Origin of the sequence: Arthrobacter hankyongi, from assembly GCF_022012395.1 — a bacterium.
GTDB classification, from domain to species: domain Bacteria; phylum Actinomycetota; class Actinomycetes; order Actinomycetales; family Micrococcaceae; genus Crystallibacter; species Crystallibacter hankyongi.
Genome location: NZ_JAKLTQ010000014.1, coordinates 12,641 through 29,505 on the forward strand (window position 1 = coordinate 12,641; position 16,865 = coordinate 29,505).

The 16,865-nt window shown below is 69.6% G+C and carries 16 protein-coding genes; 5 read left to right on the forward strand and 11 right to left on the reverse strand.

The window, feature by feature from the left end:
* The first annotated feature begins 63 nt into the window (after positions 1-63).
* Positions 64-849: an amino acid ABC transporter permease gene (locus LVY72_RS16325; protein ID WP_237822995.1), complete on the forward strand. Its 786-nt coding sequence runs from the start codon at positions 64-66 to the stop codon at positions 847-849.
* A 3-nt stretch (positions 850-852) separates the two neighbouring features.
* Positions 853-1,644 (forward strand): amino acid ABC transporter ATP-binding protein, encoded by a 792-nt coding sequence (locus tag LVY72_RS16330; RefSeq protein ID WP_269092606.1) that lies wholly within the window; start codon positions 853-855, stop codon positions 1,642-1,644.
* 141 nt (positions 1,645-1,785) lie between these two features.
* On the opposite strand, the gene menD is transcribed toward LVY72_RS16330, so the two are convergent.
* From menD to LVY72_RS16345, 3 genes are all read right to left on the reverse strand, one after another.
* A complete protein-coding gene (gene menD / locus LVY72_RS16335; protein WP_237822999.1) occupies positions 1,786-3,462 on the reverse strand; it encodes a 2-succinyl-5-enolpyruvyl-6-hydroxy-3-cyclohexene-1-carboxylic-acid synthase in 1,677 nt (558 codons plus the stop codon).
* 185 nt (positions 3,463-3,647) lie between these two features.
* A complete protein-coding gene (locus tag LVY72_RS16340; RefSeq protein ID WP_237823001.1) occupies positions 3,648-5,690 on the reverse strand; it encodes a PhoX family protein in 2,043 nt (680 codons plus the stop codon).
* A gap of 155 nt (positions 5,691-5,845) precedes the next feature.
* Positions 5,846-6,844 (reverse strand): o-succinylbenzoate synthase, encoded by a 999-nt coding sequence (locus LVY72_RS16345; RefSeq protein WP_308190831.1) that lies wholly within the window; start codon positions 6,842-6,844, stop codon positions 5,846-5,848.
* 102 nt (positions 6,845-6,946) lie between these two features.
* Here LVY72_RS16345 and LVY72_RS16350 point away from each other — a divergent pair, with 102 nt between their 5' ends.
* Positions 6,947-7,873 carry a phosphatase PAP2 family protein gene (locus LVY72_RS16350; protein ID WP_237822797.1) on the forward strand — a complete coding sequence of 309 codons (927 nt, stop codon included), beginning with the start codon at positions 6,947-6,949 and terminating at the stop codon, positions 7,871-7,873.
* Here LVY72_RS16350 and LVY72_RS16355 read toward each other — a convergent pair.
* From LVY72_RS16355 to pdhA, 5 genes are all read right to left on the reverse strand, one after another.
* A complete protein-coding gene (locus tag LVY72_RS16355; RefSeq protein ID WP_237822799.1) occupies positions 7,870-8,709 on the reverse strand; it encodes an MBL fold metallo-hydrolase in 840 nt (279 codons plus the stop codon). The two genes, LVY72_RS16350 and LVY72_RS16355, sit on opposite strands and share 4 nt — an antisense overlap.
* A gap of 187 nt (positions 8,710-8,896) precedes the next feature.
* Entirely contained in the window at positions 8,897-9,094 is a 198-nt protein-coding gene (locus LVY72_RS16360; RefSeq protein ID WP_237822801.1) for a hypothetical protein, read from the reverse strand.
* A 57-nt stretch (positions 9,095-9,151) separates the two neighbouring features.
* Positions 9,152-10,552, reverse strand: coding sequence for a dihydrolipoamide acetyltransferase family protein (locus LVY72_RS16365; protein WP_237822804.1), 1,401 nt, complete (start codon positions 10,550-10,552; stop codon positions 9,152-9,154).
* 1 nt (position 10,553) lies between these two features.
* Complete coding sequence (locus LVY72_RS16370) at positions 10,554-11,570, reverse strand: alpha-ketoacid dehydrogenase subunit beta (RefSeq protein WP_372463720.1); 1,017 nt, start codon at positions 11,568-11,570, stop codon at positions 10,554-10,556.
* A 12-nt stretch (positions 11,571-11,582) separates the two neighbouring features.
* The gene (gene pdhA / locus LVY72_RS16375) at positions 11,583-12,749 is read right to left on the reverse strand and encodes a pyruvate dehydrogenase (acetyl-transferring) E1 component subunit alpha (protein WP_372463721.1); all 1,167 of its coding nucleotides are present in this window, start codon (positions 12,747-12,749) and stop codon (positions 11,583-11,585) included.
* 187 nt (positions 12,750-12,936) lie between these two features.
* On the opposite strand from pdhA, the gene LVY72_RS16380 reads away from it, so the two are divergent.
* Entirely contained in the window at positions 12,937-13,389 is a 453-nt protein-coding gene (locus LVY72_RS16380; RefSeq protein WP_237822808.1) for an Lrp/AsnC family transcriptional regulator, read from the forward strand.
* A gap of 24 nt (positions 13,390-13,413) precedes the next feature.
* Positions 13,414-13,920 carry a glutathione peroxidase gene (locus tag LVY72_RS16385; protein WP_308190832.1) on the forward strand — a complete coding sequence of 169 codons (507 nt, stop codon included), beginning with the start codon at positions 13,414-13,416 and terminating at the stop codon, positions 13,918-13,920.
* Positions 13,921-14,226: 306 nt separating this feature from the next.
* Here the strand turns inward: LVY72_RS16385 and LVY72_RS16390 are convergent, their stop codons facing one another.
* From LVY72_RS16390 to paaD, 3 genes are all read right to left on the reverse strand, one after another.
* Positions 14,227-15,012 (reverse strand): enoyl-CoA hydratase/isomerase family protein, encoded by a 786-nt coding sequence (locus tag LVY72_RS16390; RefSeq protein WP_237823009.1) that lies wholly within the window; start codon positions 15,010-15,012, stop codon positions 14,227-14,229.
* Positions 15,013-15,158: 146 nt separating this feature from the next.
* Complete coding sequence (gene paaE / locus LVY72_RS16395) at positions 15,159-16,325, reverse strand: 1,2-phenylacetyl-CoA epoxidase subunit PaaE (RefSeq protein ID WP_237822810.1); 1,167 nt, start codon at positions 16,323-16,325, stop codon at positions 15,159-15,161.
* The gene (paaD, locus tag LVY72_RS16400) at positions 16,326-16,865 is read right to left on the reverse strand and encodes a 1,2-phenylacetyl-CoA epoxidase subunit PaaD (RefSeq protein ID WP_237822812.1); all 540 of its coding nucleotides are present in this window, start codon (positions 16,863-16,865) and stop codon (positions 16,326-16,328) included. It abuts the gene before it with no gap.

Genomic DNA, 16,865 nt, shown 5'->3' on the forward strand with positions numbered 1-16,865 from the left:
AGCGGCGTCGCCCCCGGCACCGAGCCCGCAACGAAGACGGGCGCGGCGGCCGGCCGGACCAGGCTGAAGGCCTCAACGCGCCGGCGGCTGACCCGCGGCGCACTCTACGTCATCTTCGTCCTCGCGGTGCTGCTGGTGGTCTTCCTGGCCGACTGGACGGCGATCCGGACCAATTTCCTGGACCTGGACGTGGCCCGGGCCATGTTCCCGGACATCATCATCACGGCCACCAAGAACACCATCATCTACACGATCATCGCCTTCATCGGCGGCCTCGTCCTGGGCCTGATCCTGGCCCTGATGAAGCTTTCCCCGGTGGGGCCGTACCGCTGGGTGGCCACCGGCTACGTGGAACTGTTCCGCGGCCTGCCGGCGCTGCTGGTCATCTTCGGCTTCGCCTTCGCCGTGCCGATCGCCTTCAACTGGCGTCCGCCGGGCGGCAGCGCCGGGGCCGGACTGATCGCGCTGATCATCGTCTCGGCGGCCTACATCGCCGAAACCATCCGCGCGGGCATCCAGGCGGTGCCCGCCGGGCAGGTCGAAGCGGCCCGTTCACTGGGCATGGGCCCGGCATGGACCATGGTGTCGGTGGTGCTGCCGCAGGCTTTCCGCATCGTCACCCCGCCGCTGACCAACGAGCTGGTCATCCTGATCAAGGACACCTCGCTGCTGTTCATCGCCGGCATGACCCTGGGCGACCGGGAACTGACCACGTTCGCCCGCGACTCGGTCTCGCAGCAGGCCAACTCCACGCCGCTGGTGGTCGCCGCGCTCATGTACCTGATCATCACGCTCCCGCTGACCCGGCTCGTTGCCTGGCTGGAGCACCACAACAAGAGAGGCCGGTAGGCCATGGCTACGGAACTTCCCGCCGACCAGCCGCTGCACACCTCCCGGGCCAAGGGGCCGGCCGCCGTGCCGGCCATAGAAGTGCGCAACCTGTGCAAGAGCTTCGGTGACAACGCAGTCCTGAAAGGGATCGACTTCCATGTGGACCAGGGCGAGGTGGTCTGCGTCATCGGCCCCTCGGGCTCGGGCAAGTCCACCCTGCTGCGCTGCGTGAACCGGCTGGAGGAACCCACCAGCGGCACCGTGCTGGTGGAAGGCGTGGATATCACCGACCCGGAGACGGACTTGGACGCGGTCCGGACCCGGATCGGTATGGTCTTCCAGCAGTTCAACCTGTTCCCGCACCTGTCCGTGCTGCGCAACCTGACCCTGGCCCAGCAGCGCGCCAAGAAGCGGGGCAAGGCCGAGGCCATCGAGATTGCCCGGAAGAACCTGGCCAAGGTGGGTCTGGCCCACCGTGAAGATGCCTACCCGGCCCAGCTCTCCGGCGGCCAGCAGCAGCGTGTGGCCATCGCCCGTGCCCTGTCGATGAACCCGGACATGATGCTCTTCGACGAGCCCACCAGCGCGCTGGACCCGGAGCTGGTGGGGGACGTGCTCGAAGTCATGCGTCAGCTGGCCGCCGAGGGCATGACCATGATGGTGGTCACGCACGAGATGGGCTTTGCCCGCGAGGTGGGTGACCGGCTGGTCTTTATGGACGGCGGCGTGGTGGTCGAGCAAGGCGACCCGCGCGAGGTGCTCGGCAACCCGCAGCACGAGCGGACCCAGGCCTTCCTCTCCAAGGTCCTCTGAATCCCCGGGCCGGCCTACGCCGGCGCGCAAAATCCCTCGTTCCGGGATCCTGCTGGAGAAAATTCCTGCAGGATCCCGGAACGAGGGATTTTGTGTTGGAGTTGCGGTTTTGTGTTGGAGTTTGGGGAAAGCGGTGGGGCGTCACAGCGGGCGGCGGCCCACAGCGTCCCGGACCGCTTCGCGGACGCGCGTGTGCAGCCGGCGCAGCCCGGCCCGGTCGGTGCGGATCTCCACGATGCCACGGCCGGTGAACTCCTCTTTGAGCACCGGCTCCAGCTGCGCCCGGTCCTGCACGAGCCGGTAGTCCAGGCCGTAGGCGGTGGCCAGCTGGGCGATTCCGACCCGGTGCGGGGTTCCGAAGAGCCGTTCGACGGCGGCGGCGTAGCGCGGCCGTCCGGCCACCTCGCCATGTTCGAGCAGCGAGAAAATCCCGCCGCCGGCGTCGTTGAGCACCACCAGCTGCAGGTCCGGTTCCGCTTCCCCATCGCCGAGCAGCAGCCCGCCGGCGTCATGCAGGAAGGTCAGGTCCCCGACCAGGGCCCGGGTCCGCTCCCCTGCGCCCAGGGCGATCCCGGTGGCCGTGGCGGTGGTGCCGTCGATCCCGGCCAGCCCGCGGTTGGCGTGGACCACGCATTGCGGGTCGGGCTGCGGCCGGCCGGCCAAATCCACATCGCGGATGGTGTTCGAGGAGCCCAGGACCAGCCGGCCCCGGGTGTGCTGCCAGACCGCTGCGGCGGCTTCGAAACCTGTCAGTTCCGGCCCGCCGGCCAGCACCGTGTCCAAGGCCGCGGCGGCAGCCCGGTCGGCGCGCTGCCAGTCCTCAAGCCAGCCGGCCGGGCCTTGGCCGGCGAAGGCGGCCAAGGCCTCGTCCCCGGTGATGATCCGCTCGCGCCTGCGGCCGGGCTGGAACCAGGCCACCGGAGCAGGCATAAACAGCGCGGTCTGAACCTGCGGCCGGGACAGCAGGGCCGCCACCGGCCGGGACAGGGTGGGCCGGCCGAAGACCACCACCTTCTCGATGCCGGCGCCGGCGGTGTCCAGCAGCAGCCGGTATGGTCCGACGGCGTTGGGACCGAACCGCGCGTTCGAGGACGGCTCCGCCAGCAACGGCAGGCCATGGGCCCGGGCAAAGGCCTCTGCGTAGCGGCCCGCGCCATGGCCGGCCACCACAACGGTACGGCAGGCTCCGGCCGTGGTGGCCGGCCCCGGCGGCTGGGCAACCTCCGCAGCCGCCGGCGCTGCGGCTGCGGGAGCCTGTCCGGCGGCCGGGAAACCGTCGTCGTCGGGCGCCGGGAACAGTGGATCGCGGAAGGCAAGGTTGATGTGCACCGGCCCCGCAGCACCCTGGTGCGGATCCTGCACCGTGCCCAGAGCGGCGAGCAGCCCGCGGCCGAGAGCGCCGGCAGGTTCCGCCCCGGCCGGGATGTCCACGGCGTAGCGCACATGGCTGCCGAACAGTCCCGGCTGCACCGTGGTCTGGTTGGCTCCGGTCCCGCGCAGTTCCTCGGGTCGGTCCGCAGAAATGACCACGAGCGGCACCGAGGCGTGGTTGGCTTCCATCACCGCCGGCAGCAACTCGCCGACGGCAGTGCCGGAGGTGGTCACCACTGGGACGGGCCGGAGCGAGGCCAGCGACAGGCCGAGCGCGGTGAAGCCCGCCGCCCGCTCGTCGATGCGCACGTGCAGGCGCAGCTCGCCGCGGGACTCTGCCTCGGCCAGCGCATAGGCCAGCGGAGCGCTGCGCGAGCCGGGGGCAACCACCACGTCCCGCACCCCCTCGCGGACCAGGACGGCGACGGCCGAGCGTGCGGCTTCCATCGAGCTGAGCAAGGCGTTCACCTTCCCATCCTAGGGCGGAACCGGGCCCCGGGAATCCGGCCGCCGGCGCAGGGTCCGCCGGCAGGCAGCCGGGACAGGCCGGCTGGCGGCCTCCGGGAACTGGCCGAAACGAACCACGGCCGCGCCCACCCGCCAAGGTGGACGCGGCCGTGGTTCGGGCTGCCCTAGCCCTTGTACATCTGGATCACGGACGGGCGGGGCAGCGCGGCCTTGCCCTTGCCCGGCTTCGATCCGGCCTTCACGTAGTCCGGGAACATGGACGTCTGGGCATCCCACTTGCCGTCCTCGCCCGGATGCTGGACCGCCACGAAGACCAGTCCGTCCTCGTCGTGGATCAGCGGGCCGCAGGTCTCGGCCTCGGCGGGAACCGCCATGAACTGCTCGAGCTTGCCGCGCTGCGGACCCTCGAGCGTGACCCGGAACAGGCCGTCATTGCGCCCGATGGTGCCCGGCTGGCCGTCGGTGGAGATCCACAGGTTGCCGGCGGCGTCGAACGCCAGGTTGTCCGGGCAGGAAATCGGCTGGACCTCGTCCGCCGGGTAGCCGGCGAAGTAGACATTCTTGTCCACCGCCGGGTCCCCCGCCATCAGCAGGATGTTCCAGGTGAACGCCAGCGAATCCTGCTCGCCCAGCTCGTCGATCTCGATGACGTGGCCGTTCTTGTTTTCCTTCCGCGGGTTGGCCTCGTCCACCCCGGGATTGGTGCCCTTGGCGCGGTTCGTGTTGTTGGTGCAGGCCATGTAGACCTTGCCGGTGCGCGGGTTGATTTCCACGTCCTCGGGCCGGTCCATCTTCGTGCCGCCGGCCTTGTCGGCGGCCAGCCGGGTGTACACCAGCACCTGCTCGACGCTCATGCCCTCGACCATGCTCGCGCCGTTCTGGACCAGCGGCAGCCACATGCCCACGCCGTCGAAGCCGCCGTCCGAGGGCAGCGTGCCGGAACCGTCGATCTGGTTCTTCGGGGCGTCGCCGACAAACTTGGCCACGTACAGGTCGCCCTCGGTCAGCAGGGTCATGTTGTGGGTCTTGTCGCCCTCGACGTACTTGCCCTTGGAGACGAACTTGTACAGGTAGTCGAAGCGCTCGTCGTCGCCGGAGTAGGCGACGGCGTGGCCGGACTCGGCGATGATGACGTTGGCGCCCTCATGCTTGAAACGGCCCAGCGCCGTGTGCTTGCGCGGCGTGGAGGTTGGATCGAACGGGTCCACCTCCACGATCCAGCCGAAGCGGTTCTCCTCGTTCCGGCCGTCTTCGGTACCCAGGTCGAAGCGCACTTCTTCCTGGTGCCAGCCGCGCGAGGGGTTCGCGTCCGTGATGCCGTAGCGGCGCTGCTCGGCGGTCGGCGACGCCGCCTTGAAGTACTGGTTGAAGTTCTCCTCGCCGGAGAGCACCGTGCCCCACGGGGTGGTGCCGCCGGCGCAGTTGTTCAGTGTGCCCAGCACCTTGCGTCCGGTGGCATCGGCCTTGGTCTTCAGCAGGTCGGAACCGGCGGCGGGCCCGGTCAGCTCGTACTCGGTATCGATCAGGAAGCGGCGGTTCAGCTTGGCCCCGCGCACGTACTTCCACGGCTGGCCCTTGCCCCGGCGCTCGAGTTCGACGACGGTCAGGCCGTGCGCGGCCATCGCCGTCTTGCGGACGTCTGAGGCGGACATCGTGGCCGGGAACATGATCGGCTCGTTGGTGTACTCGTGGTTGGAGAACAGCACCGCGCGCTTGCCGCGGCTGCCCGGGATCTCGATGATGTCCAGGTAGTCGTTGTTGTAGCCGAACTGGCCGGCCTGGGACTGAGGGGTCTGGTTCTCCGGGTCGAACTCCACCGAGTCCTTGAACAGCGGATCGCCCCAGCGGATGATCGGCTCCCAGGTGTAGCCCCGGGGAACGGTGACGTCGTCAACCGTCTTGGCTACCGCCTTGATGCCGGTGAACTGCAGCCGGCTCCGGTTGCCGAAAGCCTTGGCTGCCGGGGCCAGGCCGCCGGCGGTGCCCGCCGCCGCGGGTGCCGCGCCGCCGGCAGCGGCACCGCCGAGCATCAGCGCCAACGCCCCGACGCCGCCGACGCCCAGCATGGAGCGGCGGGAAAAGCCCGCGGACGCCACATCGCGGAAATAGCTGTTGCCGGAGGTGTTGCAGACCTCGTGCGCGCAGGCGTTGTTGCACTTGAGCGCGCAGGTCACGGCGCTTCGGTTGCCCTTGGTGTGGCCCAGCATCGGCAGCAGGCGCTTCTTGAATTCAGTCACGGGTAAATTGCCTTCCAAATCTGCGAGTGAGGGCCGGCGGACATGCCCCGGAGGACCGGCCATGCCGAGCCTCGCAGTGGAATTCGTCTGGAAAGCCTAGCGAAGGTGAATTTCGGTCAAACTTCTCACGTTTCACCGGCCAGCCGGGCGTAGGTCCGGCCGAGCCGGTCCAGCCACCACTGCCGGCGGTCCCCGGCGGCGGCATAGCGCTCCAGCAGCTCCTCGTCCGCCGCGACGGCCCCCACGCGCAGCTGCCCGCCCACCGGCACCAGCGGCCGGGCCGCAACATCCCCGGCCATCAGCGACACCGTCCCCAGTCCGCAGGCGTACGGCAGGTCCGGCAGGGCCGCGGCCAGCGCGACGCCGGCGCTGATGCCCACCGACGAATCCAGGGCGGAGCTGACGACGGCGGGCAGGCCCGCCTCGGCGACGATCCGCAGCGCACGTCGCACCCCGCCCAGCGGCTGCACCTTGACCACGATCAGGTCCGCGGCATCCTCGCGCGCCACGCGCAGCGGGTCCGATTCCTTGCGCACGCTCTCGTCCGCCGCGACCGGCACGTCGATACCGGCCCGGCGCAGCTGTTCGCGGACCCGGCGCAGCCCGGCGATGTCCATCACCGGCTGCTCGGCGTACTGCAGCCGGTACCCGGACAGCCGGCCCAGAGCATCCACCGCGGTGGGCACGTCCCAGCCGCCGTTGGCGTCCACCCGCAGCGCGGCCTGAGGCAGCACCGCACGCACCGCCGCCACCCGGGCCACGTCCTCGTCAACGCTCTGGCCGCGCTCGGCCACCTTGACCTTGACCGTCTGCGTGCCGTCATAGCGCGCCAGCACCGCCGGCACGTCCCCGGGCGCCACCGCCGGCACCGTGGCATTGACCGGTACCGCGGCGCGCAGCGGCGCGGGGAACCCGTGCCAGCCCGCCTCGATGGCCGCACGCAGCCACGGCACGGCCTCACCGTCGTCGTACTCGGTGAACGGGGAAAACTCCGCCCAGCCGGCCGGCCCGCGGAAGAGCAGTGCCTCGCGCTGCAGCACGCCGCGGAACCTGACCTTCATCGGCAGGCTCACCACCCGTGCCGTGGCCAGCAGTTCGTCCAGGTCCGGGAAGTTGTCGTTCACCGCTCCACTGTACGCCCGGCGAACAGGCGCCCGGCCCCGGCGCAGCGGGCGGATGGCACCCGGACAGCCGGGGCACAGCCAGGTGTGGCAACCTGTTAATTGATGAGTTCCCCGCGTCCGCAGTCCCGCGTCCGCACCCGCGCCGCCGTCCCGCACCGGCCCCGGCGGGCCGGCCGTACCCCCGTGCTCTTCTGGCTCGGGGCGGCGCTGTGTGCCGCCGCCTTCGCCTGCACCTACTATGTCTTCGTCCAAACCACCACCGGCCAGTTCCTGGACGAATCCGCCTGGGCCGAGGCCGCCACCGGCTGGCAGCTGGGCCGCGGCCTGTCGCTGGAGTTCCTGGCGCTGCTGCCGGACATCTCCGCCGCGCTGGCCACGCTGGTGCTGCTCTGGGTGACGCTGGCGCGGCGGCGCTGGCGTGCCGCCGCGGTCGCTGCCGGCGTGGTGGCGGCCTCGGCTGCCACCAGCTGGCTGCTGAAGAACCTGCTGCTGGAGCGGCCGGACCGCGGCGTGTCCATGCTGGACCACAATTCGCTGCCCTCCGGACACACCACCATCGCGGCCGCCGCGGCGCTGGCCATCTTCCTGGTGGTCTCGCCCAGATGGCGGCCCTTCACCGCCGCCGCCGGCGGGATCTATGCCGTGCTGGCCGGCTCCGCCACGCTGATCAACGGCTGGCACCGGCCGGCCGACGTGCTGGCGGCCTTCCTGGTGGCCGGCTTCTGGACGCTGCTGGCCGGGCCGCTGGTGCTGCGCTCCGGCGGGGACTGGAATGTGTTCCGCGGCTACGGTACCTCCTGGCCGTCCTCCCGCTGGTGGCCGCGGCTGTGCTGGCTGCTGGCGCTGCTGGGTACCGCCACGGCGGCCGTGCTGTACTGGGTCATCGCCCGGGCCGGCGCCGCCCCGACCCCCGGAACCGGGCTGCTGCCGCTGTTCTTCTGGGCCGGGATGGCGCTGATCACCGCCGCCGGCATGCTGCTCAGCGCGCTGCTGACCTGGCTGTTCAGCCTGCAGGCGGGACGGACCTAGCGGGCCGTCCGGGCCAGCCGCTCAAGCAGCACGCGGGACTGTACCGGCCCGTAGGGCAGGATCGGGATCGCCTTGGTGGAATCCGACGGCGTCTCCCGGCTGGCCGTACTGGCCATCCGCACCGCCAGTGCCATGGTTTCCCACATGCTCTTGACGAAGGCGTAGCTGACTGTCTGCCCGTGGCCGGGCACCAGCACCTCGTACTCGTGCCGCAGCGCCGAAATCCGCCGCAGGGTGTCCACCCAGTCCCGCGGGTAGGAATCCTCGAACTGCGGATAGCCGCCCTGTTCCACCAGGTCCCCGGCGAAGAGCGTGGACGGGGTGCCGACCAGCAGGTCACCGTCCGTATGGCCGCGGCCCAGGTAGAACAGCTTGACCGGCAGGTTGCCCAGATCCACCGTGACCGGTGTGTCGTCCACCAGCCGGGTGGGCACCCGGATCCCGGTGTGCCGGCCGGTGGCCTCCGCCATCTCCGGCTCGGTGCTGGCCGCCAGCTGGCGCTGGTCGGCGCCGGACTCGGCCATGTCGTGGCCGCAATTGCGGTGCGCATAGAACTCGTGCACACCGTTCTCGGCAAAGAAGGCGTTGCCAAAGACATGGTCGAAGTGCGAGTGGGTGTTCACCACGACCAGGGGAAGCTTCGTCAGGGAACGCACCGCTTGGTAGATCAGGCGGGCCTGGCGCGGGCCGGCGCCGGTATCGATCACCATGGCCTTGTCCCGGCCGACCACCAGTCCGCTGTTGAGCCGGTAGTCCCCGGGCCGGATCACGTAGTTTCCGGGCGCCACCTGCACGTAGTCGGCCTTGGCTTGTTCGGCTTGTGCGGCATCGCTCATGCGGGCCGGCTCCCCTCCACGGTATTAGTCCCCGGCGGCCCATGGCCGCCGCTTGCTCAAGTGTGGGGCGGACGGGTCCCGGTGCGGCACCAGCGCCGGACCGGACCTTGCAGCACCTGCCCCAGCTTCCCAAGTTACCGTGCCTGCGGGCATGACTGCACACCGGCGCAGCTGCCGGTGTGCAGTGTCAGTCTTCCTCGCGCACTTCCCCGTACGGGATCCGCTCGTCGACGAGGGCCTGCACGTAGTGGGTGCCCGCACCGCGGATCAACACCCCGTGTTCGCGTTCGGCCACCGACTCCAGGAAAATCGGGCGCAAGGCCTCCGCGTGCGCGCTTCCGATCCGGTCCAGATAGCGCTGATATGCCTCCGGCAGCTGTGTCATGGACCTAGCGTAGCGGCGCACCTGCGGCCGGGCCAGAGGTGCGCCGCTGCCTGGCGCCTACAGGTCGGCCAGCACCGCGGCCGGGTTCTCGATCGCGTCCGCCACGTAGCGCAGGAAGCCGCCGGCGGTGCCGCCGTCGCAGATCCGGTGGTCGAAGACCAGCACCAGTTCGGCCACCTTGCGTACCGCCAGCTGGCCGTGGGCCACCCAGGGCCTGTCGATGATCCGGCCGACCCCGAGGATCGCAGCCTCCGGGTAGTTGATGATGGCGGCGCTGCCGTCCACCCCGAATACCCCGTAGTTGTTCAGCGTGAAGGTTCCGCTGGTCAGGTCCGCCGGGCTCGCCTTGCCGTCGCGGGCGACGGCGGTGAGCCGCCGGATTTCGGCGTCCAGGCCGCGGGCATTGAGCCGGTCGGCGCCCCGGATGCTGGGCACCAGCAGTCCCCGGTCCGTCTGGGCGGCAAAGCCGAGGTTGACCCCGTCGAACCGGACGATTTCCCCGTCCTCGATCCGCGAGTTCAGTTCCGGGAACCGGGCCAGGCCGGCCAGCACGAAGCGCGCGATGAAGGCGAGCAGCCCGGGGGTGTTCTCCGGGTCCCGCTCCTTCAGGTCCCGGCGCAGTTCCACCAGGGCCGTCGCGTCCACGTCCACCCATACGGTGGCCTCGGGGATCTCGGTGCGGCTGCGGGACATCGCCTCGGCTACCGCCTTGCGCACCCCGCGCAGCGGCGTCCGGGCCGCGATCCCCAGCCCGGTCCGGGCATCCGTGCCGCCGGCAGCGGCGGCCGGTCCGGGCCCCGGGGCGGAGACCGGCGCAGAAGCCGGGGCGCCGGCGGCGAGCGCCGCTTCGACGTCGCGGCGGCGCACCAGTCCGTCCGGGCCGCTGCCGGCAATCTGCTCGAGCCGCAGCCCGCCGTCGCGCGCGAGCTTGCGCACCAGCGGCGAGACCACCAGCGGCGCCCGGTCCGGGCCGGACGCCGCAGCGGCCGGAGCAGGCGCGCCGGCGCCGCGCGGTGGCCCGCCGGCTTTGGGTCGGCGGGTGCGCCGGGCCGAGCCGAGTCCGCCAGGCGTGCCGTAGCCGATCAGCACGTTGCCGGAGCCCGCGTCCGCGGAGCCGTCCGCGGGACTGTCCGTCCGGCCCGGCCCGGCCAGCTCGACCGCCGGCGGCTTCGCCCCGGCGCGCTCTTCGGTCCGGTAGGCGTCGGCGGCCGGTGCCCCGGCGCCGTCCACTGAAATCAATGGCTTGCCGACGTCGATCACGTCGCCGGCGCTGCCGTGCAGCGTCGCCACCGTCCCGGCATAGGGACTGGGCACCTCCACCAGCGACTTGGCGGTCTCCACCTCGGCCACGGGCTGGTCCACCCGGATTTCGTCGCCCACGTTGACCAGCCAGTTGACCAGTTCGGCGTTGGTCAGGCCTTCGCCCAGGTCCGGCAGCATGAATACTTGTCGGGACATGCTAGGCCTCCTCCCACTGAAGTTCGTCCACCGTGTCCAGGATCCTGTCCACGCTGGGCAGGTAGTACTGCTCCAGCTTCGGCGCCGGATACGGAATGTCGAAGCCGGTCACGCGCAGGACCGGGGCGGCCAGTGAATGGAAGCAGCGTTCCTGCACCCGGGCCGCGATCTCGGAAGCCACCGACGCGAAGCCGGGAGCCTCGGCGATGACCACGGCGCGGCCGGTCCGGCGCACCGAGGCACACACGGTCTCGTCGTCGAACGGGACGATCGAGCGCACGTCGATGACCTCCAGGGACCTGCCCTCGGCCGCGGCGGCCTCGGCGGCGCGCAACGCCGTCGGTACGGCCGGACCGTAGGCGATCAGCGTGGCGTCGGCACCCGGGCGGGCCACGACGGCCCGGCCGATCCCGGCCGCACCGGCGCGCAGGGCCTCCAGGTCCACCTCCTCGGTGGACCAGTACAGCTTCTTCGGCTCCAGGAACACCACCGGGTCCGGATGCCGGATCGCCTCGCGCAGCAGCGTGTACGCGTCCGGCACGGTGGCCGGCGAGACCACCGTCAGGCCCGGGGTGTGCGCGTAGTAGGACTCCGAGGAATCGCAGTGGTGCTCCACGCCGCCGATGCCGCCGGCATAGGGAATCCGGATCACCAGCGGCAGCTTGACCTTGCCGCGGGTGCGGTTGGGCATCTTGGCCACGTGCGAGACCACCTGCTCGAAGGCCGGGTAGGCAAAGGCGTCGAACTGCATCTCCACCACCGGGCGCAGCCCGTTCATCGCCATCCCCACGGCCATGCCCATGATGCCGGACTCGGCCAGCGGGGTATCGAAGCAGCGTTCCTCGCCGAAGCGGGCGGTCAGCCCGTCGGTGACGCGGAAGACCCCGCCGAGCGGGCCGACGTCTTCGCCGAAGACGACGACGGTCTGGTCCGCTGCCATTTCATCGGCCAGGGCGGTGTTCAGCGCCTTGGCGAAGGTCAGCGTGGTGCCTGTTGCGGTTGCAGTCATGTCAGCCATTCCGGTTCGGTCTCAGACGGTTTCGCGCGAGAGTTCTTCGCGCAGCTTCGCCGCCTGCTCACGCAGCTGGGCGGTCTTCTCGGTGTAGACAAAGCGGAACAAGTCCTCGGGATCCACCTGCACTTCGGCGTTGAGGCCGTCGCGCATCCGGGCGGCCACCGTCTCCGCATCGCGGGCGAATTCCTCTTCCTTCTGCTCGGTCAGCAGGTGCAGCCCGGTCAGGTAGCTGCGCAGCCGGATGATCGGGTCCCGCGGCAGCCAGGCCTGGACTTCCTCGTCCGTGCGGTAGCGGGTCGCATCGTCGGCATTGGTGTGGGACTGCATCCGGTAGGTGAAGGCCTCGACCAGGACCGGCCCGCCGCCGGCGCGGGCGCGGTCCACGCCCTTGAGCAGGACTCCCAGCAGCGCGGCCAGGTCGTTGCCGTCCACCCGTTCGCCCGGCATGCCGTAACCGATGGCCTTGTGGGCCAGCGACGGAGCCACCGACTGGTGCTTGAGCGGCACCGAAATGGCGTACTGGTTGTTCTGCACGAAGAAGACCACCGGCAGGTGGAACACCGCCGCGAAGTTCAAGGCTTCGTGGAAATCCCCTTCGCTGGTGGCGCCGTCGCCGCACATGGCCAGGACCACGGTGTCCTCGCCCTTGAGCTTGGCCGCGTGGGCCACGCCGACGGCGTGCAGCAGCTGGGTGGCCAGCGGCGTGGCCTGGATGGAGACCTTGTGCTCGTAGGGGTCGTAGCCCGAGTGCCAGTCCCCGCGCAGCAGCGTCAGGGTCTGGATCGGGTCCACGCCGCGGGCCATGACGGCGACAGTGTCGCGGTAGGTCGGGAACATCCAGTCCTGGCCCTGGAGGCAGGCGGCCGCGGCGACCTGGCAGGCCTCCTGACCGTGCGAGGACGGGTAGACGGCCAGCCGGCCCTGGCGCACCAGGGCGTTGGCCTGTTCGTTCACCCGGCGGCCGATCACCAGCTGCCGGTACTCGGCCAGCAGAGTCTGCCCGTCCGGCAGCGGATACATGTCGTTGTGCACGTGCCTGCCGTCCGGGTCGACCAGCTGGACCGGCGCGGCCTGGGGCAGCATAAAGGACTCGGCGCCGTCCTGCGCCGCGGCGGTCTGGGCCATGTGGTCCAAAGGATGCCCCACGGGATCCCTGCGCGGCTTTCCGGTTGAGGTAGTCATGGTGCCTCCTGCACGTCCGGCGGTTCGGGTAACGATTTTGGTGGAAGATACTGCGTGAGTTCAGTATGGAATCGGTGCACTATTCGTATCCACTTCCGGGCCAAACGGTGGAAATTTTCATTCCAATTGCCTATTCTTGAAGACGGATTGCAATTGTGAGCTGGATTACCAACCGAGGTGTGGACACGTGGCCGAAGCCCCTTCCGTGAAGCTGGACGAAATCGACCGGCGGATCCTGGCCGAACTCACCCGGGACGGCAGGCTGTCGGTGACGGCCGTGGCCGAAAACGTGCACATTTCGCGCGCCCACGCATATTCACGGATTGCGCGCCTGACCGAATCCGGCGTGCTGACCAAGTTCACCGCGCTGGTGGACCCGATCAAGGCCGGGCTGCGGGCGTCCGCCTATGTGACCCTGAAGCTGCGCCAGCACTCCTGGCGGGCGCTGAAGGACGCACTCAGGGCCATCCCGGAGGTGCACCACATCGCCCTGGTGGGCGGAAACTTCGACGTCATCCTGCTGGTCCGCGCGGTGGACAATGTGGACCTGCGCCGGGTCATCTTCGACCAGATCCAGTCCATGCCCGGTATCATCGATACGCAGACCTTCCTGGTCTTCGAGGACATGGACACCCGGTGACGGGCAACGAAAAGGATCGCACGCGTGGCAGAAAACAACACGGCAACAGGGCAGCTGCATGACATCGGCCTGACCATGCTCGATGGCGCTGAGGCGAGTTTCGGGGATTTCAAGGGCAAGACCGTCCTGGTGGTCAACGTCGCGTCCAAGTGCGGCCTGACCCCGCAGTACGGGGACCTGGAGGCACTGCAGCGCAAGTACCAGGACCAGGCCTTCACGGTGCTGGGCGTGCCCTGCAACCAGTTCAAGGGCCAGGAGCCGGGCAGCTCGGAGCAGATCCAGGAATTCTGCAGCGTCACCTACGGCGTGACGTTCCCGTTGACCGCGAAGGCCGACGTCAACGGCGCCGCACGCCATCCGCTGTACACGGCCCTGACCAGCTTCCGCACGGACGAACTGCAGGACGAGATCACCTGGAACTTCGAAAAGTTCCTGGTCAGCGGCGAGGGCGAGGTCCTCGCCCGGTTCTCCCCGAAGACCGCTCCGGATTCCCCCGAGGTCATCGCGGCCATCGAGTCCGCACTCAACTGACCCCCGCCTGACGCAGGAAAGCCAGCCGCCGCCGGATTTCTCCGGCGGCGGCTGGCTTTCCCCTCGGGACCGGGGCGCTGCCGCCCCGCTCCTGGCCTGGGCGGTTCCCCTGACTGGTGGCAGCCGCGGGCGCGGCCGCCCTCCCCCATAAGGCGCTCCTTGAGGGAACCACGGGCCTTTCGCAAATTGCCGCCGGATCCGGCTTCCCGCCCCGGGCAGGCAATTCGATGGACAAATCCTCCTCGGCAGCCCCGCCGCCGTCAAGGCTTCCCGGCGGAAATACCGTGGCTGATTAAAGCTTTGATATCAGGCCAGACCCTTGAACACCGGCCTGCGCTTCTCCTGGAAGGCTTTGAACCCTTCGGCGTAGTCCTCGCTCTTGCACAGTTGGCCCTGGGCCACGTTCTCCTCCTCGGTGGCCAGCCACAGGCCCAGCCGCTGGTCCCGGATGTGCGCCACGAGCTCCTTGGACGCCCGGAATGCCCCGGTGGCGCCGTCCGCGACCCGGGCCACGATGGCCCGGGTGCTGGCCAGCAGTTCCTCGGCCGGCATCGCCCGGCTGAACAGGCCGGAGGCCACCGCCTCGCGGCCGCTCATCAGCTCGGCGGTGTAGATCAGGTCCAGGGTCCGGTGCGCGCCCAGGCGCTCGGTGAACAGCCAGTGCCCGCCCGAGTCCAGCGTCGCGCCCAGGTTGGCGAACGGCGAACCGATCTTCGCATTTTCCGCCACGTAGACGACGTCGGTGGCGATCAGCAGGCCCAGCCCGACGCCGAGCGCCGGCCCCTGCACGGCGGCGAAGGTGGGCGCCGGAAAGGCGGCCATCTTCTGCAGCAGCGGAGTGACCAGGTTGCCCAGGTAGTTGTAGGCGTCATCGGTCGCCGGCACGACGCCGGCGATGTCCCGGCCGGCGCAAAAGCCGCGGCCCTCGCCGCGCAGCAGCAGCGCACGGACGCTGCCGCCGGCAGCGGCGGCCGCGGCGTCGTCGTACGCCGCACCCAGGTCGATGAGCGCCTGCTCGTCCAGCGCATTCATCTTCTGCGGTGCATTGAGCACCACCTCGGCAACATTGTTCTCAATCTTGAGCTCGATCATGCTCACCTGGTTCTCCTTGCTTCGGACGGACGAGGCCGGACATGCCTTCGGGAAAGGCGGCTTTAATATTTCCTGCGAGCTCTGCGAGCCGGAAATTTCGTTGCCGCCGGCCGAAGGCATGTCCGGCTGGCGGCAACGGCCACATCCTAGGCGTCGTAGTCTACGGTGATTTCGTCGCTGGTCGGATGGGTCTGGCAGGTCAGCACGTAGCCGCGCTCGATCTCCTCCGGCTCCAGCGCATAGTTCTCGTCCATTTCGAACGTGCCGGACACCACCTTGGCGCGGCAGGTGCCGCAGACACCGCCGGCGCACGCGAACGGAACATCCGGGCGCACCCGCAGCGCCGCGTTGAGCACGGACTCACGGGCATGCTTGGGGCTGGCCACGGTGCCGGACAATCCGTCCAGGCGGAAGTTGATCGCGAAGTTGTCCGCATTCGGGTCCACCTCGACCGGCCGGCCGATGCTGCCCTGCGGCTTGGTGGGTTCGCCGGTGCTGAACAGTTCGTAACGGACCTTCTCGGCGGACACCCCGCGCTCGGCCAGGGTGTCCCGGACCAGCTGGACCAGCTCGAACGGCCCGCAGAGGAACCACTCGTCCACGTCGTCGGTGCGCAGGACGTTGTCGAACAGGCTGGTCAGCTTTTCGGCGTCGATCCGGCCGGACAGCAGCGGCGAGATGCGCTGTTCGCGCGAGAGCACGTGGTGCAGCGCGAAGCGGGAGGGGTACTTGTCCTTCAGGTCAGCCAGTTCCTCCACGAACATCACGTCCATGGCGGCCTTGTTGGCGTAGACCAGGTCGAAGCGGACGTGGTCGTTGGCGGCCAGCACGGTGCGCGCGATGGAGATCACCGGGGTAATGCCCGAGCCGGCGGCAAAGGCTACGAAGACGTCCTCGTTGTCCGTGTCGATGTCCTCGGGGCGGTTCAGCGACGTCATCTGGTGCTTGGAGATGAACGCACCGGCCGGGCTCATCACGTCCAGTACGTCGCCGGCCCTGAGGTTGTCGTTGGCCCAGTTCGAAAACAGCCCGCCCAGGTCCCGCTTGATCGCCACGCGGATCTCGCCGGGTGTGGGCTCGGCGCAGATGGAATAGCTGCGGCGGACTTCCTTGCCCTCCAGCTGGGTGCGCAGGGCAACATACTGGCCCGGAATGTAGTCGAACTGTCCGTGCAGCTCATCGGGGACGGCGAAGGTGACCTCAATCGCCTCGTCGGTGAGACGGCGGACATCAGCGACGGCGAGCGGATGGAAGCTGCCCCGGCGCTTGGCAGCGGAGTCGGCCGCGGAGGCCTCGGGGGTTGAAGTAGTCATCTAGAGCACCTTGAAATAGTCGAAAGGTTCTTTGCAGTCGTTGCACTGGTACAGCGCCTTGCAGGAGGTGGACCCGAAGCGGGTGATCTCCCGGGTGTTCAGCGAGTTGCAGCGCGGGCATTTCACGCTCAGGCCCAGGCGCACCGGTCCGGTGCGGACCCCGGCCAGACCGGTCGGCGGCGCGATGCCGTACTGCTCGAGCTTGGCCTTGCCCTCGCCCGTCATCCAGTCGGTGGTCCAGGCCGGGGCCAGGACCAGCTTCACCCGCACGTCCGCATAGCCGTGCCGGCCCAGCGCCGCCACGATGTCGTCCCGGATGGTGTCCATCGCCGGGCAGCCGGAGTAGGTCGGCGTGATGGTGACCTCGACCGCCGGGGTGCCGGCGGCGTCGTACTCCCCGGGCACCACGGCCACGGCGCGCAGGATACCCAGGTCCTCGATGGTCAGGACGGGGATCTCCGGGTCGCAGATCGTCGCGGCGATATCCCAGGCTTTGGCGGCCGGCGCTTCCGCGGGCCGGACTGCAGTATTAGTGGACAT

Bases quoted from the DNA above. Each gene is read 5' to 3' on its own strand.
- LVY72_RS16330 (WP_269092606.1), top strand. From the start codon at position 853: ATGGCTACGGAACTTCCCGCCGACCAGCCGCTGCACACCTCCCGGGCC.
- menD (WP_237822999.1), bottom strand. From the start codon at position 3,462: ATGGAAGCCGCACGCTCGGCCGTCGCCGTCCTGGTCCGCGAGGGGGTG.
- LVY72_RS16340 (WP_237823001.1), bottom strand. From the start codon at position 5,690: ATGCTGGGCCACACCAAGGGCAACCGAAGCGCCGTGACCTGCGCGCTC.
- LVY72_RS16350 (WP_237822797.1), top strand. From the start codon at position 6,947: ATGAGTTCCCCGCGTCCGCAGTCCCGCGTCCGCACCCGCGCCGCCGTC.
- LVY72_RS16355 (WP_237822799.1), bottom strand. From the start codon at position 8,709: ATGAGCGATGCCGCACAAGCCGAACAAGCCAAGGCCGACTACGTGCAG.
- LVY72_RS16360 (WP_237822801.1), bottom strand. From the start codon at position 9,094: ATGACACAGCTGCCGGAGGCATATCAGCGCTATCTGGACCGGATCGGA.
- LVY72_RS16365 (WP_237822804.1), bottom strand. From the start codon at position 10,552: ATGTCCCGACAAGTATTCATGCTGCCGGACCTGGGCGAAGGCCTGACC.
- LVY72_RS16370 (WP_372463720.1), bottom strand. From the start codon at position 11,570: ATGGCTGACATGACTGCAACCGCAACAGGCACCACGCTGACCTTCGCC.
- pdhA (WP_372463721.1), bottom strand. From the start codon at position 12,749: ATGACTACCTCAACCGGAAAGCCGCGCAGGGATCCCGTGGGGCATCCT.
- LVY72_RS16390 (WP_237823009.1), bottom strand. From the start codon at position 15,012: ATGATCGAGCTCAAGATTGAGAACAATGTTGCCGAGGTGGTGCTCAAT.
- paaE (WP_237822810.1), bottom strand. From the start codon at position 16,325: ATGACTACTTCAACCCCCGAGGCCTCCGCGGCCGACTCCGCTGCCAAG.
- paaD (WP_237822812.1), bottom strand. From the start codon at position 16,865: ATGTCCACTAATACTGCAGTCCGGCCCGCGGAAGCGCCGGCCGCCAAA.